This is a genomic window from Tepidicaulis sp., from assembly GCF_965222285.1.
In the GTDB taxonomy this organism is placed as follows: Bacteria; Pseudomonadota; Alphaproteobacteria; order Parvibaculales; family Parvibaculaceae; genus Tepidicaulis.
In genome coordinates, this window is sequence record NZ_OZ244942.1 from 1,925,630 (window position 1) to 1,951,699 (window position 26,070).

General features: G+C 59.9%; 28 protein-coding genes and 3 tRNA genes. All 31 read right to left on the reverse strand.

Annotated features, from left to right (window positions below):
• Positions 1-13: 13 nt before the first annotated feature.
• Positions 14-571 carry a 50S ribosomal protein L5 gene (rplE, locus tag ACOQOT_RS09160; protein ID WP_420558993.1) on the reverse strand — a complete coding sequence of 186 codons (558 nt, stop codon included), beginning with the start codon at positions 569-571 and terminating at the stop codon, positions 14-16.
• Positions 564-881, reverse strand: a complete 318-nt coding sequence (gene rplX, locus ACOQOT_RS09165; RefSeq protein ID WP_420558994.1) for a 50S ribosomal protein L24 — start codon at positions 879-881, stop codon at positions 564-566. Before rplX ends, rplE begins: the two co-directional genes overlap by 8 nt.
• Positions 881-1,249, reverse strand: a complete 369-nt coding sequence (rplN, locus tag ACOQOT_RS09170) for a 50S ribosomal protein L14 (protein ID WP_045448967.1) — start codon at positions 1,247-1,249, stop codon at positions 881-883. The genes rplX and rplN overlap by 1 nt, the downstream gene beginning before the upstream one ends.
• A gap of 49 nt (positions 1,250-1,298) precedes the next feature.
• Positions 1,299-1,535 (reverse strand): 30S ribosomal protein S17, encoded by a 237-nt coding sequence (rpsQ, locus tag ACOQOT_RS09175; protein WP_420558995.1) that lies wholly within the window; start codon positions 1,533-1,535, stop codon positions 1,299-1,301.
• Positions 1,536-1,538: 3 nt separating this feature from the next.
• A complete protein-coding gene (gene rpmC, locus ACOQOT_RS09180) occupies positions 1,539-1,742 on the reverse strand; it encodes a 50S ribosomal protein L29 (protein WP_045448971.1) in 204 nt (67 codons plus the stop codon).
• Between the two features lie 40 nt (positions 1,743-1,782).
• A complete protein-coding gene (rplP, locus tag ACOQOT_RS09185) occupies positions 1,783-2,202 on the reverse strand; it encodes a 50S ribosomal protein L16 (RefSeq protein WP_045448973.1) in 420 nt (139 codons plus the stop codon).
• 31 nt (positions 2,203-2,233) lie between these two features.
• A complete protein-coding gene (gene rpsC / locus ACOQOT_RS09190; RefSeq protein WP_045448975.1) occupies positions 2,234-2,938 on the reverse strand; it encodes a 30S ribosomal protein S3 in 705 nt (234 codons plus the stop codon).
• A complete protein-coding gene (gene rplV / locus ACOQOT_RS09195; RefSeq protein ID WP_420558996.1) occupies positions 2,938-3,318 on the reverse strand; it encodes a 50S ribosomal protein L22 in 381 nt (126 codons plus the stop codon). Before rplV ends, rpsC begins: the two co-directional genes overlap by 1 nt.
• Positions 3,319-3,321: 3 nt before the next feature.
• Positions 3,322-3,600 (reverse strand): 30S ribosomal protein S19, encoded by a 279-nt coding sequence (rpsS, locus tag ACOQOT_RS09200; protein WP_420558997.1) that lies wholly within the window; start codon positions 3,598-3,600, stop codon positions 3,322-3,324.
• A 12-nt stretch (positions 3,601-3,612) separates the two neighbouring features.
• Complete coding sequence (gene rplB, locus ACOQOT_RS09205) at positions 3,613-4,446, reverse strand: 50S ribosomal protein L2 (protein ID WP_420558998.1); 834 nt, start codon at positions 4,444-4,446, stop codon at positions 3,613-3,615.
• Between the two features lie 24 nt (positions 4,447-4,470).
• Positions 4,471-4,764 carry a 50S ribosomal protein L23 gene (locus ACOQOT_RS09210; RefSeq protein ID WP_420558999.1) on the reverse strand — a complete coding sequence of 98 codons (294 nt, stop codon included), beginning with the start codon at positions 4,762-4,764 and terminating at the stop codon, positions 4,471-4,473.
• On the reverse strand, positions 4,761-5,381 hold the full coding sequence (rplD, locus tag ACOQOT_RS09215; protein WP_420559000.1) for a 50S ribosomal protein L4: 621 nt from the start codon (positions 5,379-5,381) through the stop codon (positions 4,761-4,763). The genes ACOQOT_RS09210 and rplD overlap by 4 nt, the downstream gene beginning before the upstream one ends.
• Positions 5,381-6,121: a 50S ribosomal protein L3 gene (gene rplC / locus ACOQOT_RS09220; RefSeq protein ID WP_420559001.1), complete on the reverse strand. Its 741-nt coding sequence runs from the start codon at positions 6,119-6,121 to the stop codon at positions 5,381-5,383. Before rplC ends, rplD begins: the two co-directional genes overlap by 1 nt.
• Before the next feature lie 37 nt (positions 6,122-6,158).
• Positions 6,159-6,467, reverse strand: coding sequence for a 30S ribosomal protein S10 (rpsJ, locus tag ACOQOT_RS09225; protein WP_045448991.1), 309 nt, complete (start codon positions 6,465-6,467; stop codon positions 6,159-6,161).
• Between the two features lie 60 nt (positions 6,468-6,527).
• The gene (tuf, locus tag ACOQOT_RS09230; protein WP_420559002.1) at positions 6,528-7,718 is read right to left on the reverse strand and encodes an elongation factor Tu; all 1,191 of its coding nucleotides are present in this window, start codon (positions 7,716-7,718) and stop codon (positions 6,528-6,530) included.
• Positions 7,719-7,756: 38 nt separating this feature from the next.
• Positions 7,757-9,832 carry an elongation factor G gene (gene fusA, locus ACOQOT_RS09235; RefSeq protein WP_420559003.1) on the reverse strand — a complete coding sequence of 692 codons (2,076 nt, stop codon included), beginning with the start codon at positions 9,830-9,832 and terminating at the stop codon, positions 7,757-7,759.
• A gap of 42 nt (positions 9,833-9,874) precedes the next feature.
• On the reverse strand, positions 9,875-10,345 hold the full coding sequence (rpsG, locus tag ACOQOT_RS09240; protein WP_420559004.1) for a 30S ribosomal protein S7: 471 nt from the start codon (positions 10,343-10,345) through the stop codon (positions 9,875-9,877).
• A gap of 12 nt (positions 10,346-10,357) precedes the next feature.
• Positions 10,358-10,729 carry a 30S ribosomal protein S12 gene (gene rpsL / locus ACOQOT_RS09245; protein WP_045449717.1) on the reverse strand — a complete coding sequence of 124 codons (372 nt, stop codon included), beginning with the start codon at positions 10,727-10,729 and terminating at the stop codon, positions 10,358-10,360.
• A gap of 448 nt (positions 10,730-11,177) precedes the next feature.
• Positions 11,178-12,128, reverse strand: coding sequence for a DUF4344 domain-containing metallopeptidase (locus ACOQOT_RS09250; RefSeq protein WP_420559005.1), 951 nt, complete (start codon positions 12,126-12,128; stop codon positions 11,178-11,180).
• Positions 12,129-12,255: 127 nt separating this feature from the next.
• Positions 12,256-16,497: a DNA-directed RNA polymerase subunit beta' gene (gene rpoC / locus ACOQOT_RS09255; protein WP_420559006.1), complete on the reverse strand. Its 4,242-nt coding sequence runs from the start codon at positions 16,495-16,497 to the stop codon at positions 12,256-12,258.
• A 142-nt stretch (positions 16,498-16,639) separates the two neighbouring features.
• On the reverse strand, positions 16,640-20,725 hold the full coding sequence (gene rpoB / locus ACOQOT_RS09260; protein ID WP_420559007.1) for a DNA-directed RNA polymerase subunit beta: 4,086 nt from the start codon (positions 20,723-20,725) through the stop codon (positions 16,640-16,642).
• Between the two features lie 131 nt (positions 20,726-20,856).
• Positions 20,857-21,234 carry a 50S ribosomal protein L7/L12 gene (rplL, locus tag ACOQOT_RS09265; RefSeq protein WP_420559008.1) on the reverse strand — a complete coding sequence of 126 codons (378 nt, stop codon included), beginning with the start codon at positions 21,232-21,234 and terminating at the stop codon, positions 20,857-20,859.
• A gap of 51 nt (positions 21,235-21,285) precedes the next feature.
• Positions 21,286-21,804 carry a 50S ribosomal protein L10 gene (rplJ, locus tag ACOQOT_RS09270; protein ID WP_420559009.1) on the reverse strand — a complete coding sequence of 173 codons (519 nt, stop codon included), beginning with the start codon at positions 21,802-21,804 and terminating at the stop codon, positions 21,286-21,288.
• Positions 21,805-22,177: 373 nt separating this feature from the next.
• Positions 22,178-22,879: a 50S ribosomal protein L1 gene (gene rplA / locus ACOQOT_RS09275; protein WP_420559010.1), complete on the reverse strand. Its 702-nt coding sequence runs from the start codon at positions 22,877-22,879 to the stop codon at positions 22,178-22,180.
• 4 nt (positions 22,880-22,883) lie between these two features.
• On the reverse strand, positions 22,884-23,312 hold the full coding sequence (gene rplK, locus ACOQOT_RS09280; RefSeq protein ID WP_420559011.1) for a 50S ribosomal protein L11: 429 nt from the start codon (positions 23,310-23,312) through the stop codon (positions 22,884-22,886).
• Between the two features lie 111 nt (positions 23,313-23,423).
• Positions 23,424-23,954: a transcription termination/antitermination protein NusG gene (gene nusG, locus ACOQOT_RS09285; protein ID WP_045449728.1), complete on the reverse strand. Its 531-nt coding sequence runs from the start codon at positions 23,952-23,954 to the stop codon at positions 23,424-23,426.
• Positions 23,955-23,967: 13 nt separating this feature from the next.
• Complete coding sequence (gene secE / locus ACOQOT_RS09290) at positions 23,968-24,165, reverse strand: preprotein translocase subunit SecE (protein WP_045449730.1); 198 nt, start codon at positions 24,163-24,165, stop codon at positions 23,968-23,970.
• A gap of 85 nt (positions 24,166-24,250) precedes the next feature.
• Positions 24,251-24,326: transfer RNA gene (locus tag ACOQOT_RS09295), tRNA-Trp, on the reverse strand.
• 11 nt (positions 24,327-24,337) lie between these two features.
• Positions 24,338-25,528 (reverse strand): elongation factor Tu, encoded by a 1,191-nt coding sequence (gene tuf / locus ACOQOT_RS09300; protein WP_420559002.1) that lies wholly within the window; start codon positions 25,526-25,528, stop codon positions 24,338-24,340.
• A 132-nt stretch (positions 25,529-25,660) separates the two neighbouring features.
• Positions 25,661-25,734: transfer RNA gene (locus tag ACOQOT_RS09305), tRNA-Gly, on the reverse strand.
• Between the two features lie 44 nt (positions 25,735-25,778).
• Positions 25,779-25,863, reverse strand: a tRNA-Tyr gene (locus ACOQOT_RS09310).
• Positions 25,864-26,070 lie beyond the last annotated feature (207 nt).

Genomic DNA, 26,070 nt, shown 5'->3' on the forward strand with positions numbered 1-26,070 from the left:
CCCGTGTCCAAAATTATTTGATGAAGGGGAAATTGAAGCCCTTCAACAACTCCCGTGCTTCGTCATCCGTCTTTGCCGTGGTGCAGACGATGATGTCCATACCGCGCACCTCATCGACCTTGTCGTAGTCGATTTCGGGGAAAACGATATGCTCACGAAGGCCCATGGCGTAATTGCCGTTGCCGTCGAAGCTCTTGCCGTTCAGACCGCGGAAGTCACGCACGCGCGGCAGCGCGATGTTCACCAGCCGGTCCAGAAATTCGTACATCTGGGCACGGCGCAGCGTCACTTTGCAGCCGATCGCCATGCCGTCACGGATCTTGAAGCCGGCTTCCGACTTCTTGGCCCGCGTTACGACCGGCTTCTGACCGGAGATGGCAGCAAGGTCTGCGACCGCCGCTTCCATCTTCTTCTTATCGGCGACGGCTTCGCCGACACCCATATTGATCACGACCTTATCCAGGCGCGGCACTTCGTGCACGTTCGCATAGCTGAACTTTTCCTGCAGCTGCGCGCGGATCTGATCGTCATATTGCTGTCTCAGACGCGGCTTGTTTTGCACATCAGCCATCGATCACTTCTCCCGACGCCTTGGCGTACCGAACCTTGCGCCCGTCATCGAGCGTCTTGAACCCTACCCGCGTCGCCTTGCCGGACTTCGGATCGACCAAAGCCAGGTTCGACAACTGAATCTTCGCTTCACGGCGCTGCAGGCCGCCAGGGCCGGTCTGGGAAGCGCGCTCATGCCGCGTCACCATGTTGACCCCTTGAACAAGCGCCCGGTCTTCCTGCGGGAAAACACCGATGACCTGGCCTTGCTTGCCCTTGTCTTTGCCTGTCAGCACGACGACCTTGTCGCCTTTTTTAATCTTCGCAGCCATCAGATCACCTCCGGCGCGAGCGAAACGATCTTCATGTGGCTCTTCGCACGCAGCTCGCGGGTTACCGGACCGAAGATACGCGTCCCCACCGGTTCGCCCTGGTTGTTAATCAGCACCGCAGCGTTGCGGTCGAAACGGATGACGCTGCCGTCGGGACGGCGGATGTCCTTGGCGGTACGAACGACGACCGCTTTCATCACATCACCCTTTTTCACACGGCCGCGCGGAATGGCTTCCTTTACGCTGACCACGATAATGTCGCCAATGCCGGCATATTTTCTCTTCGAACCGCCCAGCACTTTGATGCACTGAACGCGACGAGCGCCCGAATTGTCCGCGACATCCAAGTTCGTCTGCATCTGAATCATGGCTGTCTGCCCTTCACCTTAAGCGAGAGACCGGATACCCAAATGGGTTTCAGGCTTCGTCTCGAATAACTTCCCAACGTTTATTCTTCGAAATCGGCGGGCATTCGCGGATGCGAACGGTCTCGCCTTCTTTCACCGTGTTCGTCTCGTCATGCGCGTGGTAGCGCTTCGACCGGCGCACGGTTTTCTTCAAAACCGGATCGATGAAGCGGCGCTCGACATTGACGACGACGGTCTTGTCGTTCTTGTCGCTCACGACGACGCCCTGCAGGATACGTTTCGGCATAGGTTACTCCTTGCCTGCTTCCAGCGCGCGGGCGCGCTGAACGGTCTGAACTCGCGCAATGTCCTTGCGCACCTGGCGCACGCGGAACGTGTTCTCAAGCTGTCCGCTGGCTGCCTGAAAGCGCAGGTTGAACTGCTCTTTCTTGAGCTTCACCAGCTCATCGGACAGCTGGTCCGGCGTCATATCTCTCAGCTCGCTGGCCTTCATGGCCTCATCCTCTCTTTAACGCTTGGGGCGTCACGCCCGCTTATGCCCCTTCGCCAGGACGGCTGACGAAACGTGTCTTGATCGGCAGTTTTGCCGCTGCCAGCTTCAAGGCTTCTTCCGCCACATCGTGCGGAACGCCGTCCACTTCGAACATGATCCGGCCGGGCTTGACGCGGGCGGCCCAATATTCAGGCGAACCTTTACCTTTACCCATACGGACTTCCGTCGGCTTCTTGGAGACCGGCACATCCGGGAAAATCCGGATCCACACACGGCCGGCACGCTTCATGTGACGCGTGATGGCACGGCGGGCGGCTTCGATCTGCCGGGACGTGATCCGTTCAGGTTCCATCGCCTTCAGGCCATAGGCGCCGAAGTTGAGCGCAGTGCCGCCCTTCGCCACACCATGAATGCGGCCCTTATGCGCCTTGCGGAACTTTGTGCGCTTCGGTTGCAGCATCTTTCAAACTCTCTCGTTTCCCGTTCGCCGATCAGTTGGCGCCGGCGTCGCGGCGGCGGCCGCCATCTCCACCTTCAAGCGCGCGACGTTCCTGCGCCATCGGGTCGTGCTCAAGGATCTCGCCTTTGAAGATCCAAACTTTGATGCCGATCGTGCCGTAGGCAGTGTGTGCCGTGGCAACGCCGTAATCGATATCCGCACGCAGCGTGTGAAGCGGCACACGGCCCTCGCGGTACCATTCGGTCCGGGCAATTTCAGCGCCGCCGAGACGGCCCCCGCAATTGATCCGGATGCCCCCGGCACCGAGCCGCATCGCCGACTGAACGGCGCGCTTCATGGCGCGGCGGAAAGCCACACGGCGTTCCAGCTGCTGCGCGATGTTCTCGGCAACCAGCGTCGCGTCGATCTCGGGCTTGCGCACTTCAAGAATGTTGAGATGGACTTCGGAATCCGTCATCTCACCGATCTTGCGGCGCAGGCGCTCGATATCCGCGCCCTTCTTGCCGATCACCACGCCCGGACGGGCGGTGTGAATGGTCACGCGGCACTTCTTGTGCGGGCGTTCGATAACGACGCGCGACACACCGGCCTGCTTCAGTTCCTTCTGCAGGAACTCACGGATACGGATGTCTTCATGAAGAAGCGTGCCGTATTCGCGGCCATCGGCGAACCAACGCGAATCCCAGGTACGGTTGATGCCGAGGCGAAGGCCAATCGGATTAATTTTCTGTCCCATCAGGCAGACTCCTCGACTTGACGAACGACGATCGTGAGCTGGGAGAACGGCTTTTGAATCCGCCCCACCCGGCCGCGTGCCCGCGGCTTCCAGCGCTTCATGACCAGGTTCTTGCCGACATAGGCTTCGGCGACGACCAGGCCGTCCACGTCCAGATCGTGGTTGTTTTCTGCGTTCGCGACGGCGCTTGCCAGCACCTTCTTCACGTCATCCGAAATCCGCTTGCGCGAGAAAGTCAGATCGGCCAGCGCCTTTTCCACTTTCTGCCCGCGGATCATCGCTGCTACCAGGTTGAGCTTCTGAGGGCTCACCCGCAGCATCCGGCCGACGGCTTTCGCCTCGTTATCGGCGAGCGTGCGTTGCTTCGACGGCTTACCCATCGCTTACTTCCTCTTCGCTTTCTTGTCGGCCGCATGACCGTAATAGGTACGCGACGGCGCGAATTCACCGAACTTGTGACCGACCATGTCTTCCGACACGAGCACCGGAATGTGCTTCTGGCCGTTATAGACGCCGAAGGTCAGCCCGACGAATTGCGGAAGGATCGTGGAACGGCGGCTCCAGATTTTGATCACTTCCTTGCGTCCGCCTTCGCGAACGGCATCGGCCTTCTTCAGCATGTAGCCGTCTACAAACGGGCCCTTCCAAACAGAACGAGTCATGCTTCGTTTCCCTTACTTCCGGCGCTGGTGACGGCTGCGGACAATGAACTTATCCGTAGACTTATTCGAACGGGTCCGCTTGCCCTTGGTCGGCTTGCCCCAAGGGGTCACCGGGTGACGGCCACCCGAGGTACGGCCTTCACCGCCGCCATGCGGGTGATCGATCGGGTTCATCGCGACACCGCGAACCGACGGACGCTTGCCGTGCCAGCGCTTGCGGCCTGCCTTGGCCAGCGTAATGTTTGCCTGATCCGGGTTGGACACGGCGCCGATAGAGGCCATGCACTTGCCGGAGACGAGACGCTGCTCACCGGAGCCGAGGCGCAGAATGGCGTAACCCTGATCGCGGCCCACGAGCTGCGCGTAAGTGCCTGCCGAACGCGCCATCTGGCCGCCCTTGCCCGGCTTCATCTCCACATTGTGGATGATGGTGCCGACCGGAATGCTGGACAGCGGCATCGCGTTGCCCGGCTTCACGTCCACGCGCTCGCCCGAGATCACCCGGTCGCCGACCGCCAGACGCTGCGGTGCCAGAATGTAGGACAGCTCGCCGTCTTCGTATTTGATCAGCGCGATGAAAGCCGTGCGGTTGGGGTCGTATTCCAGACGCTCGACCGTCGCTGCCACGTCGTATTTGCGGCGCTTGAAATCCACCACGCGGTAAGCGCGCTTGTGACCGCCGCCAATGCGCCGGGCTGTGATGCGGCCGGTATTGTTACGGCCACCCTTCTTCGTCAGCCCTTCGGTGAGCGACTTGACGGGCTTGCCTTTCCACAGGGCGCTGCGATCGACGAGGACCAGACCGCGCTGGGCAGGGCTTGTAGGTTTATAGCTCTTAAGTGCCATTGTTCTCTAGCTCTTCCCTTAGTCTTAAAGGCCCGTCGTCACGTCGATCGAGTAACCTTCCTCGAGCGTCACGATAGCTTTCTTGAAATCGCTGCGGCGGCCGATGGTGCCGCGGAAGCGCTTCGTCTTGCCCTTCTGGCGCAGCGTGTTCACGGCTTTCACCTTCACGCCAAAGAGCTTTTCGACGGCTTCTTTGACTTCCGGCTTGGTCGCGACCAGCGGCACACGGAAAATCACCTGGTTCTGCTCCGAAGCCATGGTGGCTTTTTCGGTGATCAGCGGCGAAACGATGGTGTCGTAATACTTGGCGTCGCTCATTTGAACCGCGCCTCCAGGCTGTCGAGGGCCGCTTTGGTCAAGACCAGCTTGTCGCGGCGCAGAATGTCATAAACGTTGATGCCCTGAGCCGGCAGCACATCCACATGGGGAATGTTGCGGGCTGCCAGAGCGAAGTTTTCGTTCAGCTCCGGGCCGTCGATGATCAGAACCGAGTTCAGACCGAGCTTGCCGAACGCTTCCTTGACCGTCTTGGTCTTCGGCGCCGTCATGTTGACGTCTTCCAGAATGACCAACTCACCAGCCGTCGCTTTGGCCGAAAGAGCGTGACGGAGCGCCAGCGCGCGGATCTTCTTCGGCAGGCTTACGGCATGGCTGCGCACAACCGGACCGAAGGCCTTGCCGCCGCCGCGGAACTGCGGGGCTTTCTTGTTGCCGTGACGTGCCCCGCCCGAGCCCTTCTGGCGCACGATCTTTTTCGTGCTGCCGGCTACTTCCGAGCGGCCTTTGGACTTGTGCGTGCCTGCCTGCTGACGGGCCAGCTGATAGGTCACCATCCGGTGCAAGAGGTCGGCCCGCGGTTCCAGACCGAAGACGTCCTCCGGCAGATCGACCGTACCGGCCTTCTTGGCCTCAAGAGTCGTTACATCCGCCTTCATCACTCTTCACCTTTCTCTTCAGCTGCTTCGGCCGGTTCGGCGCTTTCGGCAGCCGCGCCACCATTCGCCGCACGGATCGCAGCCGGCATCGGCACACCTTCCGGCAGCGGATGCTTCACGGCATCGCGCAGGAAGACCCAGCCGCCTTTGGAGCCGGGAACGGCGCCGCGCACCAGGATCAGACCGCGGTCCGCATCCGTCTGCACGATTTCCAGATTCTGCGTCGTCACCCGCACCGAGCCCATGTGACCGGCCATCTTCTTACCTTTGAAGACGCGGCCCGGCTCCTGGCACTGACCCGTGGAACCATGGCTACGGTGGCTGATGGACACGCCGTGCGAGGCGCGAAGGCCGCCGAAATTGTGCCGCTTCATGGCACCGGCAAAGCCCTTACCGATCGAGGTGCCGGAAACGTCCACCTTCTGGCCCGCCACGAAGTGGTCGGCGGTGATTTCCGAACCGACATCGATCAGATTGTCGGCGCTCACGCGGAACTCGGCCATCTTCCGCTTGGGCTCGACATGAGCGACGGCGAAATGACCCCGCATCGCGCGGTTCACGTTTTTCGGCTTCACCCGGCCAGCACCGAGCTGAACGGCGGAATAACCATGTTTGTCTTCGGTACGCTGAGAAACGACCTGGCAATTATCCAGACGAAGAACGGTAACCGGAACGTGCCGGCCGTCTTCGGTGAATACGCGGGTCATCCCCAACTTCTGTGCAATCACTCCGGAGCGCATGGGTCCGAAATCCTTTTTCTAATCCGAGATCGCGCTCTTAGAGCTTGATCTCAACATCAACACCAGCAGCAAGATCGAGCTTCATAAGCGCATCGACCGTCTGCGGGGTCGGATCTACGATGTCGAGTACCCGCTTATGCGTGCGGATCTCGAATTGTTCACGGCTCTTCTTGTCGATATGAGGACCACGAATAACCGTAAACTTCTCAATGCGGGTCGGCAGCGGAATAGGCCCGCGCACCTGAGCGCCCGTGCGCTTTGCGGTATTCACGATTTCCTTCGTCGAAGTGTCCAGAATTCGATGATCGAACGCCTTCAACCGGATGCGAATATTTTGGCTCTGCATTGCTTCTTCCTAATGCCTACCCGGTGGAGGGGGCCCGTTGCCGGGCGCCGCCTGCCCTGATTACTCGATGATAGCGGAGACGACGCCGGCGCCGACGGTACGGCCGCCTTCACGGATAGCGAAGCGCAGCTTCTCTTCCATGGCGATCGGAGCGATAAGCTCGACTTCCATCTCCACATTGTCGCCCGGCATAACCATTTCCGTGCCTGCCGGAAGCTGAACAACACCCGTCACGTCCGTCGTACGGAAGTAGAACTGCGGGCGGTAGTTCGTGAAGAACGGCGTATGACGCCCGCCCTCTTCTTTCGTCAGGATGTAGGCTTCTGCCTTGAACTTCGTGTGCGGCGTGATGGAGCCGGGGGCCGCCAGAACCTGGCCGCGCTCAACACCTTCACGGTCGACACCGCGCAAGAGCGCACCGATGTTGTCGCCCGCTTCGCCCTGGTCGAGCAGCTTGCGGAACATCTCAACGCCCGTGCAGGTCGTCTTCTTCGTGTCCTTGATGCCGATGATTTCGATTTCATCGCCAACATGGATGATCCCGCGCTCAACGCGGCCCGTCACAACCGTACCGCGGCCCGAGATCGAGAACACGTCTTCGATCGGCATCAGGAACGGCTGATCCTTCGGACGCTCCGGCTGCGGGATGTACTCATCCACCGCTTCCATCAGCTTCAGAATGGCTTCCTTGCCGATCGCCGGGTTGCTGTCGTCCAGCGCCGCAAGAGCCGAGCCCTTGATGATCGGAATATCGTCGCCCGGGAAGTCGTAAGAGGACAGAAGTTCGCGGATTTCCATTTCCACGAGCTCCAGAAGCTCTTCGTCGTCCACCTGGTCGACCTTGTTCATGAACACGACCAGAGCCGGCACACCCACCTGGCGGGCAAGCAGAATGTGCTCGCGCGTCTGCGGCATCGGGCCGTCGGCAGCCGACACAACCAGGATCGCGCCGTCCATCTGCGCCGCGCCCGTGATCATGTTCTTCACATAGTCGGCGTGGCCGGGGCAGTCGACGTGAGCGTAGTGACGCTTCTCGGTCTCGTACTCAACGTGCGCCGTCGAGATCGTGATACCGCGGGCGCGCTCTTCAGGCGCCTTGTCGATCTGATCATATGCCGAAAACGTCGCACCGCCCGTCTCTGCCAATACTTTCGTAATAGCCGCCGTCAGCGTCGTCTTGCCATGGTCAACGTGACCAATCGTCCCGATGTTGCAATGCGGCTTGTTCCGCGAGAACTTTTCCTTGGCCATGATGGCGCTCCTTCCGGGCTAACTAACTGCCAAACTTATTAAGCAAGCTTCGCTTGAATTTCGTCCGCTACGTTCTGCGGCACTTGCTCGTAATGATCGAACTGCATGGTGTACTGGGCACGTCCCTGGCTCATCGAGCGCAGCGTGTTCACGTAACCGAACATATTGGCCAGCGGCACCATGGCGGTGATCGCGGTCGCAATACCGCGCGCTTCCGTGCCGTTGATCTGACCGCGGCGGCTGTTCAAGTCGCCGATAATATCGCCCATATACTCTTCAGGCGTCACAACCTCGACCTTCATCACCGGCTCGAGAAGTTTCGCGCCGGCATCTTTAGCCACTTCGCGCATCGCAGCACGCGAGGCGATCTCGAAGGCGAGAACGGAGGAGTCCACATCGTGGAAGGCGCCGTCCGTCAGCGTGACTTTGAAGTCGATCAGCGGGAAGCCGGCAAGCACGCCATTCTCGGCAACGCTCTGAACGCCCTTCTCCACGCCGGGGATATACTCTTTCGGCACCGAGCCGCCGACGATCTTGCTTTCGAAGACGAGACCCGAACCGATTTCGCCCGGCTCCACCGTCATCTTCACGCGGGCGAACTGACCCGAACCACCCGACTGCTTCTTGTGGGTGTAGTCGACGTCTGCCGTCTTGGTGAAGGTTTCACGGTAGGCCACCTGCGGCGCACCAACATTCGCGTCCACCTTGAATTCGCGGCGCATACGGTCCACCAGAATATCGAGGTGAAGCTCGCCCATGCCGGCGATGATCGTCTGACCGCTTTCGTGGTCGGTGGCAACGCGGAAGGACGGATCTTCCTGAGCCAGACGCGCCAGCGCCATGCCCATCTTTTCCTGGTCCGCTTTGGTCTTCGGTTCGACGGCAACTTCGATCACCGGATCCGGGAATTCCATACGCTCGAGAATAACCGCGTGGTTCGGATCACAGAGCGTGTCGCCCGTCGTCGTATCCTTCAGACCGGCGAAAGCAACGATGTCACCGGCTGCTGCTTCTTTGATTTCTTCGCGGCTGTTGGCATGCATAAGCAGCATACGGCCGATGCGTTCACGCTTGTCCTTCACGGAGTTCAGCACACTCGAACCGGCAGTGAACGTGCCCGAGTAGATACGGGCGAAGGTCAGCGAGCCCACGAAGGGATCGTTCATGATCTTGAAGGCAAGAGCTGCGGCCGGCTCATTGTCGTCGGCGTGACGCTCGATCGGCTCACCCTTCATATCGACGCCCTTGATGGCTTCGATATCGAGCGGCGACGGCATGAAGTCGACAACGGCGTCGAGCAGCGGCTGCACGCCTTTATTCTTGAAGGCCGTGCCGTTCAGCACCGGCACGAAGGCCTGCACCATGGTGCCTTTGCGGATGCAGCGCTTCAGCGTTTCTTCATCCGGCTCATTGCCTTCAAGGTAAGCTTCCATCACCGCGTCATCGACTTCGACGGCGGTTTCCACCAGCGCCGAGCGGTATTCGTCCGCCTGCTCTTTCAGGGAATCGCGGATATCGCGGTATTCGTATTCAGCGCCCAGGCTCTCATCTTTCCAGATAATTTCCTGCATCTTGATGAGGTCGATCAGGCCTTCATAATCGGACTCAGAGCCGATCGGCAGCTGCAGAACCAGCGGACGGGCACCGAGACGGTTGACGATCATGTCAACGCAGCGGAAGAAATCCGCGCCCATACGGTCCATCTTGTTCACGAAGCACATACGCGGCACGCGGTACTTGTCCGCCTGGCGCCACACGGTTTCGGACTGCGGCTCCACACCGGCAACGGAGTCGAACACGGCAACGGCGCCGTCGAGCACGCGCAGCGAACGCTCCACTTCAATCGTGAAGTCCACGTGACCGGGTGTGTCGATGATGTTGATGCGGTGATCTTTCCAGAAACAGGTCGTCGCAGCGGAGGTAATCGTGATCCCGCGCTCCTGCTCCTGCTCCATCCAGTCCATGGTGGCGGCGCCATCATGAACTTCGCCGATCTTATGGCTGCGACCGGTGTAATAGAGAATACGCTCCGTGGTCGTCGTCTTACCGGCATCGATGTGCGCCATGATGCCGATATTACGATAATCTTCGAGCTTGGTCTTGCGAGCAACCATGATGAAACCTCTTGAGCCGCCAGCCTATCTGGCGATCATCCTTTACCAGCGATAGTGCGAGAAGGCGCGGTTGGCTTCCGCCATCCGGTGCGTGTCTTCACGCTTCTTGACGGCAGAACCGCGATTGTTGGCCGCATCCAGCAGCTCGCCGGACAGGCGATCGACCATCGTCGTTTCGTTGCGGCCGCGGGCAGCGGAAATCAGCCAGCGAATGGCCAGCGCGCGGCGGCGGTCGGGACGAACCTCGACCGGCACCTGGTACGTTGCACCGCCCACACGGCGCGAGCGCACTTCGATCTGCGGCATGACATTTTCAAGCGCGTCGTGGAACGTCTGCAGCGGATCGGCAGCGCCCTTGGACTGGATCTTATCGAAGGCGCCATAAACGATACCTTCAGCGACGGACTTCTTGCCGTCTTTCATCAGGCTGTTCATGAACTTGCTCAGCACGAGATCGCCGAACTTGGGATCCGGGAGCACTTCACGTTTTTCAGCGCGGTGACGTCGAGACATCAGCTGTGTTCCTTACTTCGGCCGCTTAGCGCCATATTTAGACCGGCGCTGGCGGCGATCGCCAACACCCTGCGTGTCAAGCACGCCACGAAGAATGTGGTAACGCACACCCGGCAAGTCCTTCACACGGCCGCCGCGGATCATCACGACGGAGTGTTCCTGCAGGTTGTGCCCCTCACCGGGAATGTAGCTCGAAACTTCGAAGCCATTTGTCAGGCGAACGCGAGCAACCTTACGCAGAGCCGAGTTCGGCTTCTTCGGTGTGGTCGTATAAACGCGTGTGCATACGCCGCGCTTTTGCGGGCACGCTTCCATCGCCGGGACTTTGTTGCGCTTCACCGGCTTTTTGCGCGGCTTACGAATAAGCTGGTTGATCGTAGGCATATGCCGTTCCGTTCGTTCAAACACCAAGTCACACGCAATTCCTTGCGGGTAAAAACCCAAAGGAACGCGCGAGAAAACGAGACACTCAGCACATGACTGGCTGGTGTCCCAAAAAGCAGAGGATCCGTTAGGATCGTGCGCCAAACTTCGTATTCGGTTGTGTGCGTCAGCGTCTAGGCCCAGATGAACGCCGCCAAGTGGCCTACCGCCTGATGCGAAAGTGCGCGGAAATTACTCCGCGCCCTGGGAACCGTCAACCCCGCATCTCCCGTTTTCAGGGGCCTTTCGGCGTTTTTTTACACTTTTATCGCGCCGCCTGTCGCGCCGGAGAGGAAAACCGGGAAAATACCCCTCCTTTTGCCTGCCAAGGGCCGGAATCTCCGCCATTTTGCCGCAGGCGGGCTTCTGATTCCATCCCGCCCCGCCGGACTCGCCAGGTAGGGATTCGCTAGGGAGCCGGAGCCGGACATCCGATCCGCGCCCCGAAAAGCCGGCGCAGCCCGGCATTGGCGCAGACCTCATGCAGGTCTTCACGCAGCGCAATCAAAGCCAGTTCGTGAAACTTCTCCAGGAGTTCATGGCAAACCACGATCTCCCCCACCCTGTTATTGAAATAAGCGTCCGAGTTACCCGGGCAGGCCTCGAAGCGGATCGTCAGCGGCTCGGGCCATGCATAAAGGGCTTCGGCACGGCCAGCCACGTGCTCGGCCAGCCCCTCCTCGCGCATCCAGCCCATCAGCTCGATGCTCAGAGGTGTCCGCGGCTCTTTGTATAGAATAGAAATTTTATCATAGCCGAAACCAGGAAGCCGCTCCCACAGCCGCCGCCCGAAACGTTTTTCGATCCAGAGCCCTGCTTTCTCGGCAGCCTTATACTCATCCTCACAAACGAACCCTCGTTCCGCGGGTAAGTACTCACTGTCCATCAGGAAGGCGAATTCCACCGGGTTCCCGCCATACACGAGGCAATTCACATTAAAGAACCGTTGAATGGCAAGGGAATGGTTGTCCCAATAAGCCGGTTTGGCCGTGCCATATCCCCCCTCATGCAGCCATTCCCGCCGCCATTCCGCCGAGACCATGAGGAGCTTGTTGACCCCGGCGGGATTGGCGCTCAGATCCGCGTTCCGGATCATGACCATGGTCGCCAGTTGATCGGCGGCGTCTTCCTCATGGCCGAGCACCGGCACATCGAAATAATAGAGAAAGGCATGGCCGAATTCGTGCAGCAGCGTGAACTCGGTATTGGCGAGCACGAATTCGCGGATGATTTCCCGCTTTACCGCCTCGCTGAGTACAGGCGCAGGTGCCGCTTCGCTGGCCTGTGCCGGAGCCCGCAAAGTCACGGCAAACAGCAGCGCATAGATGATCCGCAGGCCAAACGATCCCGCCTTCACCATATCGGCCTCCCTGCGCTGGTCTTTTCGTCTCAAGGGTAAGTTTGCCCGCCGGCAGAGCCTGAGACCACCCAAAAGAAAGGGGCCGCAGCAATGCCGCGGCCCCGATCTTTCATACCGGCAGGACGGTTTATGCCGTCTCGTCCGGGGTCTCGCTCGGCGCTTCTTCCGAAGACGCCTCCGCAGGCGCTTCGGCAGTCTCGCCGGCAGCTTCCTCGGCGGTGATCACACCGGCAGCCACCTGCTCTTCCAGCAGCACGTCGTCGCGCTCACGCGCTTCGCCGCGCAGAAGGTCCATCATGCGGCCCGTACCGGCAGGAATAAGCCGGCCCACGATGATGTTCTCCTTCAGGCCCGCCAGATCGTCCACCTTGCCGATAACGGCGGCTTCGGTCAGCACGCGGGTCGTTTCCTGGAAGGAAGCGGCGGAGAAGAACGAACGGGTCTGCAAGGACGCCTTCGTAATCCCCAGAAGGACGGGCGTGCCGGAAGCCGGGTTGCGGCCTTCGGCCACCAGCTTCTCGTTCACTTCGTCCATTTCCTTCCGGTCGACCTGCTCGCCGGACAGGAAGGTGGAATCGCCGGCATTGGTGATTTCCACCTTCTGCAGCATCTGGCGCACGATCACTTCAATATGCTTGTCGTTGATCGTCACGCCCTGCAGGCGGTAGACGTCCTGGATTTCGTTGACGAGGTAAGCGGCAAGCTCCTCGACACCGGAAATCGCCAGAATGTCATGCGGCGCCGGGTGGCCATCGAGCAGGAATTCGCCCTTCTCGATCACGTCCCCTTCCTGAATGGCAATGTGCTTGCCTTTCGGGATCAGATATTCCACCGGATCGCTTCCGTCTTCCGGGTGAATGATCAGGCGGCGCTTGTTCTTGTAGTCGCGGCCGAATTCGACCCGGCCCGTGACTTCCGCGATGATCGCATGGTCCTTCGGACGGCGGGCTTCGAAAAGCTCGGCCACACGCGGCAGACCACCCGTAATGTCGCGGGTCTTGGCGCCTTCCGTCGGGATACGGGCAAGCACGTCGCCGGCATGGACATCCGCGCCATTGTCGACGGACAGGATCGCGTCCACCGACAGGAGGTAGCGGGCATCGTTGCCGTTGGAGAGCTTCATGATCTCCCCGTTCTTGCTCTTCACGACGATGGCCGGACGCAGTTCCGCCCCTTTCGGGCTGGCGCGCCAGTCAACCACGACGCGCTGGGAAATCCCCGTCGCCTCGTCCGTGACTTCCTTGATCGACATGCCTTCGACCAGGTCCTCGAACTCGATGACGCCGTTGACTTCCGTCAGAAGCGGCATCGTGTAGGGGTCCCACTCGGCGATACGGTCGCCGCGGTCGATCTTGTCGCCGTCATCGACGCGCAGGCGCGAGCCGTAGCTCAGCTTGTTCGTCGAGCGCTCCTGACCGTGTTCGTCGATCACCTGCACCTGCACGTTGCGGCCCATGACCACCAGCGCGCCGGAAGAGTCCTTCACCACGTTCCGGTTCAGGATCTTGATCGTGCCCTTATGGTTGGACTCGATGAAGGAGCTATCGACAACCTGCGCCGTCCCGCCGATGTGGAACGTACGCATGGTCAGCTGCGTGCCCGGCTCACCGATCGACTGAGCGGCGATGACACCGACGGCTTCACCCATATTCACGGGCGTGCCGCGCGCCAAGTCGCGGCCATAGCAGGCCCCGCAAACGCCGTTCTTGGTTTCGCAGGTCAGAGCCGAGCGGATGCGGATGCTCTGCACATTCGCCTGTTCGATCAGCTCGACATGCGGCTCTTCGATCAGCGTGCCCTTCTTAATGATCACCTCGCCCGAAACCGGGTCGATAATGTCATCGGCAGGCGTGCGGCCGAGAACCCGGTCGCCGAGCGACACGATCACTTCACCGGATTCGATTACCGCCTGAACGGTAATGCCGGCATCGGTGCCGCAATCGCTTTCCACGACGATGCAATCCTGCGCCACATCCACAAGGCGGCGGGTCAGGTAACCGGAGTTCGCCGTCTTCAGCGCCGTATCGGCCAGGCCTTTACGCGCACCGTGCGTCGAGTTGAAGTACTCGATAACCGACAGGCCTTCCTTGAAGTTGGAAATGATCGGCGTCTCGATGATCTCGCCCGACGGCTTGGCCATGAGGCCGCGCATACCGGCAAGCTGCTTCATCTGAGCGGGCGAACCACGCGCGCCCGAATGCGCCATCATGTAGATGGAGTTGATCGGCTTCTCGCGCTTCGACTCATCGTCGACCTGCACGGAAGAAATCTTCTCCATCATGGCGTCGGCCACGCGGTCGGTACATTTCGCCCAGGCGTCGACAACTTTGTTGTACTTCTCACCCTGAGTGATCAGACCGTCGATATATTGCTGCTCGTATTCCTTGGCGAGCTTGTCGGTCTCTTCAACGAGACCCTGCTTCTCGCCCGGAATGACCATGTCGTCCTTGCCGAAGGAAATACCGGCGCGGCAGGCATGACCGAAACCGAGGGCCATGATCTGGTCACAGAAGATCACCGTCTCCTTCTGACCGCAGTGGCGGTAAACCACGTCGATCATCCGCGAGATTTCCTTCTTGGTGAGCAGCTTGTTCACCAGGTCGTAGGAAATGTTGGCATTCTTCGGCAGAAGCTGACCGACCAGCATGCGGCCCGGCGTCGTATCCACCAGAGAAACGACTTCGTTGCCATCGGCATCGACCGTCTTCCAGCGCACCTTCACCTTGGCATGCAGCGTCACGGATTTGGATTCGAGCGCATGATGGATTTCATCCACATCGGCGAAGACCATGCCCTCGCCCGGCTCGTTCTGTTTTTCCTGCGTAACGTAATAAAGGCCGAGCACGATGTCCTGCGACGGAACGATAATCGGCGAACCGTTGGCCGGATGCAGAATATTGTTCGTGGACATCATCAGCACGCGCGCTTCGAGCTGCGCTTCCAGCGAAAGCGGCACGTGCACGGCCATCTGGTCCCCGTCAAAGTCGGCGTTGAACGCCGCGCAGACGAGCGGATGCAGCTGAATGGCCTTGCCTTCGATGAGGGTCGGCTCGAACGCCTGGATGCCGAGGCGGTGCAGCGTCGGCGCGCGGTTCAGAAGAACCGGGTGCTCGCGGATCACCTCTTCCAGAATATCCCAAACTTCGGGGCGTTCTTTCTCGACCAGCTTCTTGGCCTGTTTCACCGTCGCCGAAAGGCCTTTGGCCTCAAGGCGCGAATAGATGAAGGGCTTGAAGAGCTCGAGCGCCATCTTCTTCGGCAAGCCGCACTGGTGCAGCTTGAGTTCCGGGCCCACCACGATCACCGAGCGGCCGGAATAGTCGACGCGCTTACCGAGCAGGTTCTGACGGAAACGGCCCTGCTTGCCTTTCAGCATATCGGAGAGCGACTTCAGCGGACGCTTGTTCGCGCCCGTGATGATCCGCCCGCGCCGGCCATTGTCGAACAGCGCGTCCACGGATTCCTGCAGCATGCGCTTTTCGTTCCGGATGATGATATCCGGGGCGCGCAGCTCCATCAGCCGCTTCAGACGGTTGTTACGGTTGATCACGCGGCGGTAAAGGTCGTTGAGGTCCGACGTCGCAAAGCGGCCGCCATCGAGCGGCACGAGCGGGCGCAGTTCCGGCGGAATGACCGGAATGACCTTCATGATCATCCATTCCGGCCGGTTGCCGGATTCAATGAAGGCTTCGACGACTTTCAGGCGCTTGGCGAGTTTCTTCGGCTTCAGTTCCGACGTGGACTCGGCAATCTCGACGCGCAGATCGTCGCGCAGCTTTTCAAGATCAAGACCCATCATCATGTCGCGGATGGCTTCGGCGCCGATACCGGCAGTGAAGCTGTCCTCGCCATATTCGTCCTGGGCGTCCATGAACTCTTCTTCGGAAAGCAGCTGGCGCTCTTTCAGCGGGGTCAGGCCCGGCTCGAGCACGATGTAGTTTTCGAAGTAGAGAACCCGTTCCAGATCCTTCAGCGTCATGTCGAGCAGAAGGCCGATACGGGAGGGAAGCGATTTCAGGAACCAGATATGGGCGACGGGCGCGGCCAGATCGATATGGCCCATGCGCTCGCGGCGGACCTTGGACAGGGTCACTTCCACGCCGCACTTTTCGCAGATGATGCCTTTATACTTCATCCGCTTGTATTTGCCGCAAAGACATTCGTAGTCCTTGATCGGGCCGAAAATACGCGCGCAGAAAAGACCGTCACGCTCCGGCTTGAACGTACGGTAGTTGATGGTTTCGGGCTTTTTGATCTCGCCGTAGGACCAAGACAGAATCCGTTCCGGGCTTGCGATGGAGATCCGAATTTGATCGAAGCTCTGCGCGCTCGCCAACGGGTTAAAGAGATTCATGACCTCTTGGTTCATGGACTTCTCCTCATTTCAGCCGCAGCAGATAATCTGCCTTGGCGTTGGGGGCGTATTAAACGGCCGGGCCAGCCGAACCCCTGATTGCAATCTTTAAAAGCAAGATGTCAGGCGGCGCCGGAGCACCGCCTGAAATCCATCATCAGTTAACCTGCTTGGTCTGCAGCTCGACATTGAGGCCGAGCGACCGCATTTCTTTCACCAGCACGTTGAAGCTTTCCGGAATGCCGGCCTCGAACGTGTCGTCGCCGCGCACGATGGCTTCGTACACTTTGGTACGGCCGGCCACGTCGTCCGACTTCACGGTCAGCATTTCCTGCAGCGTATAGGCAGCGCCGTAAGCTTCCAGCGCCCAGACTTCCATTTCGCCGAAGCGCTGGCCGCCGAACTGCGCCTTGCCGCCGAGCGGCTGCTGCGTGACCAGGCTGTAAGGGCCGATGGAACGGGCGTGGATCTTGTCGTCCACCAGGTGGTGCAGCTTGAGCATATAGATGTAGCCCACCGTCACCTGCCGGTCGAACGGCTCACCCGTCCGCCCGTCATGCAAGGTCACCTGTCCGGAACGGTCCATACCCGCTTCCTCCAGCATGCCCACGATATCGGTTTCCTGCGCCCCGTCAAAGACCGGGGTCGCAATCGGCACACCACGGGTCAGGTTCCCTGCCATTTCGACGAGCTCTTTCTCGTCCATGCCGGAAACTTCCTCGTTGTCGCCGTAAACCGCGTTGAGCGTCTGGGAAAGCGGAGCAAGATTGCCTTCGCGCTGATAAACACCCAGCGCGTCGTTGATCTTGCGGCCCATGCCCGCGCAGGCCCAGCCGAGATGGGTTTCGAGAATCTGACCCACATTCATACGGCTCGGCACCCCAAGCGGGTTCAGCACGATATCCACCGGCGTCCCGTCATCGAGATAAGGCATGTCTTCCATCGGCAGGATGCGGGAGATAACCCCCTTGTTGCCGTGGCGGCCGGCCATCTTGTCGCCCGGCTGCAGCTTGCGCTTCACCGCAACGAAGACCTTGACCATTTTCATGACGCCGGGCGGCAATTCGTCACCGCGCTGCAGCTTATCAACCTTGTCGGCAAAGCGGGCTTCAAGACGCTCCTTGCCTTCGTCGAAGAGCTTCTTCAGCGCTTCGATTTCGGACATGGCGCTCTCGTTCTTCAGCGCGATCTGCCACCACTGGCCTTTCGACAATTCGTCGAGCGAGGCCTGCGTAACCTTGGCGTCCGCGTCCATATTGGGCGCGAAGGAAACCTGCTTGCCGAGCAGAAGCTCCTGCAGGCGGCCATAGACGTTGCGCTCCAGAATGGCGAGTTCGTCGTCCCGGTCTTTCGCCAGGCTTTCGATCTCTTCGCGCTCGATCTGCAGCGCGCGCTCGTCCTTGTCCACGCCGTGGCGGTTGAAGACGCGCACTTCCACGACCGTGCCGGCAACACCGGGCGGCAGGCGCAGCGACGTGTCGCGCACGTCGGAGGCTTTTTCACCGAAGATGGCGCGCAGAAGTTTTTCTTCCGGCGTCATCGGGCTTTCGCCCTTCGGCGTGATCTTGCCGACCAGAATATCGCCCGGATGCACTTCCGCGCCGATATAGGTGATCCCGGCTTCGTCGAGATTTTTCAGCGCTTCTTCACCGACATTGGGAATGTCGCGGGTGATTTCTTCCGGGCCCAGCTTCGTGTCGCGGGCTGCCACTTCGAATTCCTCGATATGGATCGACGTGAACACGTCATCGCGCACGATCCGCTCGGAAATCAGAATGGAGTCCTCGAAGTTGTAGCCGTTCCAGGGCATGAACGCGACGAGCACGTTCCGGCCGAGCGCCAGTTCGCCAAGCTCCGTCGAGGGGCCGTCGGCAACGATGTCGCCGGCAATCACCTTGTCGCCCACCCGCACCAGCGGACGCTGGTTGATACAGGTGTTCTGGTTGGAGCGCTGGAACTTGCGCAGCTTGTAAATGTCGACACCGGGCTTCGTCGCATCGGTCTCTTCGGTGGCGCGGATAACGATACGTTCCGCATCCACCTGATCGACCACACCCGTGCGGCGGGCGGCGATAGCGGCGCCTGAATCGTGCGCCACAACCGATTCCATGCCCGTGCCCACGAACGGCGCTTCGGCCTGCACGAGCGGCACAGCCTGACGCATCATGTTCGAACCCATGAGCGCGCGGTTGGCGTCATCGTTTTCAAGGAACGGAATAAGCGCGGAGGCCACCGAAACGATCTGCTTGGGCGACACGTCGATGAGATCGACCTGCGCCGGCGGCACCATTTCAAAGTCCCCGTCGAAGCGGCAGTTCACCAGCTCTTCGGTGATCTCGCCCTTCTCGCTCAGCGGCAGGCTTGCCTGTGCCACGTGATAGCGGGCTTCTTCCATGGCGGAGAGATAAACGATCTCGTCCGTCACCTTGCCCTCTTTCACTTTACGGTACGGGCTTTCGATGAAGCCGTATTTGTTCACACGCGCAAACGTCGCCAGCGAGTTGATCAGACCGATGTTCGGGCCTTCCGGCGTTTCGATCGGGCAGATACGGCCATAGTGCGTCGGGTGCACGTCGCGCACCTCGAAGCCCGCGCGTTCGCGCGTCAGGCCGCCTGGGCCAAGCGCCGAAAGACGGCGTTTGTGGGTGATCTCGGAAAGCGGGTTCGTCTGGTCCATGAACTGCGAGAGCTGCGAGGAACCGAAGAACTCACGCACGGCAGCCGCCGCCGGCTTCGCGTTGATCAGGTCGTGCGGCATGACCGTGTCGATATCAACCGAGCTCATGCGCTCCTTGATCGCCCGTTCCATGCGCAGAAGGCCGATGCGGTACTGATTTTCCATCAGCTCGCCGACCGAGCGCACACGCCGGTTGCCAAGGTTGTCGATGTCGTCGATTTCGCCCTTGCCATCGCGCAGGCCGACCAGCGTCTTGATGACGGCCAGAATGTCTTCTTTGCGCAGCACACGGACGGTATCTTCCGCATCGAGGTCGAGGCGCATATTCATCTTCACGCGGCCAACCGCGGAAAGATCGTAACGCTCGGAATCGAAGAACAGGCTGTTGAACAGCGCGCCAGCCGTATCCAGCGTGGGCGGCTCACCCGGACGCATGACGCGGTAGATATCGTAAAGCGCCTGCTCGCGGTTCGTCGATTTGTCGATCGCCAGCGTGTTGCGGATGAAAGCACCCGTATTGATGTGATCGATGTCGAGCGTCGGAATTTCCGAGTACCCGGCCTCTTCCAGCTGCTCCAGAAGCTCGGCCGTGATTTCCTGACCGGCTTCGGCAAAGATCTCACCGGTTTCCGCATTCACCAGCTCTTCGGCGATGTAGCGGCCGTAAAGGTCCTCGTTCTGCACCAGCAGTTCTTTCAGACCGTCTTCGGCAAGCTTGCGGGCAAGGCGCGGCGTGATCTTGCGGCCGGCTTCCACCACCACATTGCCGCCCTTGGCGTCGATCAGGTCGCGCTCGGGCTTGGCGCCGCGGTAACGCTCGGCGTCGAACTCGACTTTCCAGCCCTTCTTGTCCTTCTTGTAGGACACGGTGTTGTAGAAGGTGGAAAGAATTTCTTCCGCATCCATGCCCAGCGCATAAAGCAGCGTCGTCACCGGCAGTTTGCGGCGGCGGTCGATGCGCACATGCACGATGTCCTTGGCGTCGAATTCGAAATCGAGCCAGGAACCGCGGTAAGGAATGACGCGGGCGGCGAACAGCAGCTTGCCGCTCGAATGGGTCTTGCCTTTGTCGTGATCGAAGAACACGCCCGGGCTGCGGTGCATCTGGGAAACGATGACGCGCTCGGTGCCGTTGACGACGAACGTGCCGTTCGAGGTCATCAGCGGCATGTCGCCCATATAGACGTCCTGCTCCTTGATATCCTTGACGGACTTGGCGCCGGTGTCTTCATCCACTTCGAAGACGATCAGACGGAGCGTGACTTTCAGCGGCGCGGCAAAGGTCATGCCCCGCTGCTGGCACTCTTCAACGTCGTATTTCGGCTCTTCGAATTCATAATCGATGAACTCAAGAACAGCCGTCTCGGAGAAATCGTTGATCGGGAAGACAGACTTGAATACTGCCTGAAGCCCCTGGTCGATGCGGCCCTCACCGGGCTTTTCGACTTGGAGAAACTGGTCGTAAGAATATTTTTGAACTTCGATCAGGTTGGGCATTTCGGCCACTTGCGGAATGCGCCCGAAAGATTTGCGAACCCGTTTGCGACCAGTGAAGGACTGCGTCATGTCTCATGCCTCTTTACGTTCTGCAGAACGGCTGCCGGGCGCTTGGCGGATAACCGCCGGGAACGGCCCCTGCCCGGTTGGGACCTAACTTGAAACATGCCGGGGGAACCGGTGGTTCCCCCGCCACATCATTACTTCAGCTCGACGGAAGCGCCTGCTTCTTCGAGCTTTTTCTTCATTTCTTCGGCTTCCGCCTTCGGCACGTCCGTCTTCACTTCTTTCGGAGCACCTTCGACCAGATCCTTGGCTTCTTTCAGACCAAGACCCGTGATCGCGCGAACTTCCTTGATCACGTTGATCTTCTTGTCGCCTGCGGAGGCGAGAACGACCGTGAATTCGGTCTTTTCTTCCGCAGCGGCCTCACCGCCGCCTGCGCCCGGAGCTGCCGCAACAGCAACCGGAGCCGCTGCCGACACACCCCACTTCTCTTCCAGAAGCTTTGCGAGTTCCGCAGCTTCCAGAACGGTCAGGTTGGAAAGGTCTTCTGCAATTTTTTCGAGATCAGCCATTTGTCTCTTTTCCTATCAATCGGTTCGAACCAGGTTTGCCAAAACAGCTCTTTAAGCTGCTTCGCCCTTCGCGGCATATGCGCCGAGAACGCGAGCAAGCTGACCTGCCGGAGCCTGAACGACGCCAGCCACTTTCGTAGCCGGAGCCTGGATAAGGCCGACAAGCTTGCCGCGCAGCTCGTCCAGGGACGGCAGGTCGGCCAAAGCCTTCACACCGTTCTGATCGAGCACGGTCCCGCCCATAATTCCGCCCAGAACAACGAGCTTCTCGTTATCCTTGGCGAACTTCATAGCGACCTTCGCCGGAGCGACGGGGTCCTCTGAATAGGCGATTGCCGTGGGGCCGGTGAAAAGGTCGGCGATGCCGTCCTTGCCGGTCCCCTCGAGAGCGAGTTTGGCGAGCCGGTTTTTGGTCACTTTGAAGCCCGCGCCCGCTTCCGCCATCTGTTCGCGAAGATTGGTCATCTGCGCGACCGTCAGGCCGGAATAGTGGGCAACGACGACCGTCTCGGCACCGTCAAAGGCACCTTTCAGGAACGTCACGAGCTCCGACTTTTGGGCTCTATCCACCTTACTCTCCTTCCGCGTCATGAAATCCGGATTGGCTTCCATGCGCTTCTGGCGCGGTTCGGGAACATCCCTCCCCGCTGTTGGCGTTTGCCGGCATCTTTGCGCCGCTCAGGCACGCCGAATACCGACGCTCGTGCCTGTCCCGGGTCCAAACCAATTCCGAAAAGGAGACCTTTCCGAAATCCGCTCATCTCCCGTCTATTGCAGGTCGGCCAGCTGGCCCATTAAGCCGCTTTCCAGAGGAAAGAGGCGCCTACCGTCTCGGACAGGTTGAGGACGAACCGGCCTTGCAGCCGGTCGCCCCCGCCATCCGCAAGAAGCGGATGGAAACTCAAATTGTGCTCCGCCCTTACACGGCCGGAGAAACGCTTTATCAGGCGTCTGCCTGAAGGCTCGACAGCTCGACCTTCACGCCGGGGCCCATCGTCGAAGAAAGGGCGATGCGCTTCAGATACGTGCCTTTCGCACCGGCGGGCTTGGCTTTCTGCACCGCATCCACAACCGCGCGGATGTTGCCGCTCAGTTGCTCTTCGGTGAAGCTTGCCTTGCCGATACCTGCATGCACGATGCCGGCCTTCTCGACGCGGAATTCCACGGCGCCGCCCTTGGCAGCTTTCACTGCTTCGGCGACATCCGGCGTCACGGTGCCGACTTTCGGGTTCGGCATCAGGCCGCGCGGGCCGAGCACCTTACCCAGACGGCCAACGAGCGGCATCATGTCCGGGGTGGCGATGCAGCGGTCGAAATCGATCTGGCCGCTCTGGATCTGATCGGCCAGATCGTCCGCGCCCACGATATCGGCGCCGGCTGCTTTTGCCTCTTCCGCCTTCTTGTCCTTGGCGAACACGGCCACACGCACCGAGCGGCCCGAGCCGTTCGGCAGCTGGCACACACCGCGGACCATCTGGTCGGCATGGCGCGGGTCGACGCCGAGATTGATCGCCACTTCGATCGTCTCGTCGAACTTGGAGATTGCGCGCTCTTTTACAAGCTTAACGGCTTCGTCAAGATTGTAGAGTTTCTTACGGTCGATCCCTTCACGGACCTTCTGGAGACGCTTGCCAATTTTCGCCATCGTCTTACTCCGCCACTTCCAGGCCCATGGAACGCGCGGAACCCATAATAATACGGGTCGCAGCGTCGAGGTCCGTTGCATTCAGATCTTTCAGTTTCTGCTCGGCGATTTCACGGCACTGAGCCACGGTCACCTTGCCTGCCACTTCGCGGCCGGGCGTCTTACCGCCCTTCTGCAGCTTCGCGGCCTTTTTCAGAAAGTAAGAGGCCGGCGGCGTCTTCGTCGCGAACGAGAAAGACTTGTCCTGATAGATCGTGATGATGGTCGGAATGGGCATGCCCTGTTCCATACCCTGCGTGGCGGCATTGAACGCCTTGCAGAATTCCATGATGTTCAGCCCGCGCTGACCCAGCGCCGGACCGATCGGCGGCGACGGGTTCGCAGCCCCCGCCGGCACCTGAAGCTTCAGATAGCCTGTAATCTTCTTAGCCATTCTTCCATTCCCCTGCCGCCTATAAAGACGGCAACTTTAAAGGGTTAGTGGTGCGGCCCGGACCTGCCGGAACCTCCCACGCGAAACACCCGAGGGCCGATGCTCTCAAACTCAGAGCTTTTCGACCTGGGCATACTCCAGTTCGACCGGCGTTGCCCGGCCGAAAATGGACACCGCCACTTTGAGGCGGGCCCGTTCTTCGTCGACTTCCTCGACAAATCCGTTGAACGAGGCGAAGGGGCCGTCGGCCACCCGCACCTGCTCGCCGATCTCGAACGTAATGGAGGGCTTGGGCCGCTCCACACCTTCCTGCACCTGCTGCAGAATCTGATCGACTTCTTTCTGGCTCACCGGTACCGGCTTGCTGTCGGACCCCAGGAACCCGGTCACTTTCGGCGTATTCTTGATCAGGTGGAACGCTTCATCCGTCATTTCCATCTTCACGAGAACGTAGCCCGGAAAGAATTTGCGCTCGGCGTTCACTTTCCGCCCGCGCCGCAATTCCACCACCTCTTCGGTGGGCACCAGGATTTCCTCGAACTGCTCTTCGAGGCCCGCGCCAACCGCGCGTTCCCGGATGGACTCCGCCACCTTCTTCTCGAAATTCGAGTAGGCGTGAACGATGTACCACCGCTTCGTCATCCGCGCCGCATCCTTAAGTTGAAAGGCCAAGCACGAGCGACACGCCCCAGCTCAGCACCTGATCGACCGCAAAAAAGAAAATCGCGGCCAAAAAAACCATGATGAAGACCATCACAGTGGTGATCATCGTCTCGCGCCGGGTCGGCCATGTGACTTTGGACGCTTCGGACCGCACTTGCCGTGCGAATTCCAATGGGTTGGTCTTAGCCATGTCCTACCTTTTTCCGGCAACCAAAACAAATGCTTCTCTGACTCGGAAAGGCGGCGCGCCATTTAGCGGCGCACCACCTTGTCCGTGGCAGGAGTGGAGGGACTCGAACCCCCAACCCCCGGTTTTGGAGACCGGTGCTCTACCAGTTGAGCTACACTCCTAATCCGCAACCTTACTCGATGATAGCGGAGACGACGCCGGCGCCGACGGTACGGCCGCCTTCACGGATAGCGAAGCGCAGCTTCTCTTCCATGGCGATCGGAGCGATAAGCTCGACTTCCATCTCCACATTGTCGCCCGGCATAACCATTTCCGTGCCTGCCGGAAGCTGAACAACACCCGTCACGTCCGTCGTACGGAAGTAGAACTGCGGGCGGTAGTTCGTGAAGAACGGCGTATGACGACCGCCTTCTTCTTTCGTCAGGATGTAGGCTTCTGCCTTGAACTTCGTGTGCGGCGTGATGGAGCCGGGGGCCGCCAGAACCTGGCCGCGCTCAACACCTTCACGGTCGACACCGCGCAAGAGCGCACCGATGTTGTCGCCCGCTTCGCCCTGGTCGAGCAGCTTGCGGAACATCTCAACGCCCGTGCAGGTCGTCTTCTTCGTGTCCTTGATGCCGATGATTTCGATTTCATCGCCAACATGGATGATCCCGCGCTCAACGCGGCCCGTCACAACCGTACCGCGGCCCGAGATCGAGAACACGTCTTCGATCGGCATCAGGAACGGCTGATCCTTCGGACGCTCCGGCTGCGGGATGTACTCATCCACCGCTTCCATCAGCTTCAGAATGGCTTCCTTGCCGATCGCCGGGTTGCTGTCGTCCAGCGCCGCAAGAGCCGAGCCCTTGATGATCGGAATATCGTCGCCCGGGAAGTCGTAAGAGGACAGAAGTTCGCGGATTTCCATTTCCACGAGCTCCAGAAGCTCTTCGTCGTCCACCTGGTCGACCTTGTTCATGAACACGACCAGAGCCGGCACACCCACCTGGCGGGCAAGCAGAATGTGCTCGCGCGTCTGCGGCATCGGGCCGTCGGCAGCCGACACAACCAGGATCGCGCCGTCCATCTGCGCCGCGCCCGTGATCATGTTCTTCACATAGTCGGCGTGGCCGGGGCAGTCGACGTGAGCGTAGTGACGCTTCTCGGTCTCGTACTCAACGTGCGCCGTCGAGATCGTGATACCGCGGGCGCGCTCTTCAGGCGCCTTGTCGATCTGATCATATGCCGAAAACGTCGCACCGCCCGTCTCTGCCAATACTTTCGTAATAGCCGCCGTCAGCGTCGTCTTGCCATGGTCAACGTGACCAATCGTCCCGATGTTGCAATGCGGCTTGTTCCGCGAGAACTTTTCCTTGGCCATTGCCCTATCTTACCTTTTGCCTGACCCTAATCTATGATCGGTCTTGTTAACGCCTGCCGTCCCGCCGTAACCGGCCACAGGATCGGCCCCTTCAAGTGTCTTCGAGCGTGAACGCTCCAGAAGTTCAAGAGATGGAGCGGGTGAAGGGAATCGAACCCTCATCGTCAGCTTGGAAGGCTGCTGCTCTACCATTGAGCTACACCCGCCTTGAGCGATCCTCTTGGATCCGTTCCTATCCCGCATTGACCGGTGGTGGAGGGAGTTGGATTTGAACCAACGTAGGCATAGCCAACGGATTTACAGTCCGTCCCCTTTAACCGCTCGGGCATCCCTCCGTGCCAGTCAAAAATCTGTTTAAACCCAGTGAGTTCCGGCAGAAAATCCCTCACTCTCAGTGAGCGGATTTATGCGGACCTCCCCAAGCTGTGTCAACCGAAAATCCGCTAAAATGCATAAAAGCCCCCGCAGCGCCTCTCTCGTTTTATTCAATCGAGCTCGAAGCACTGTGTTGACTTGCGTTGCGAACGCCGGTGGCCGGGACT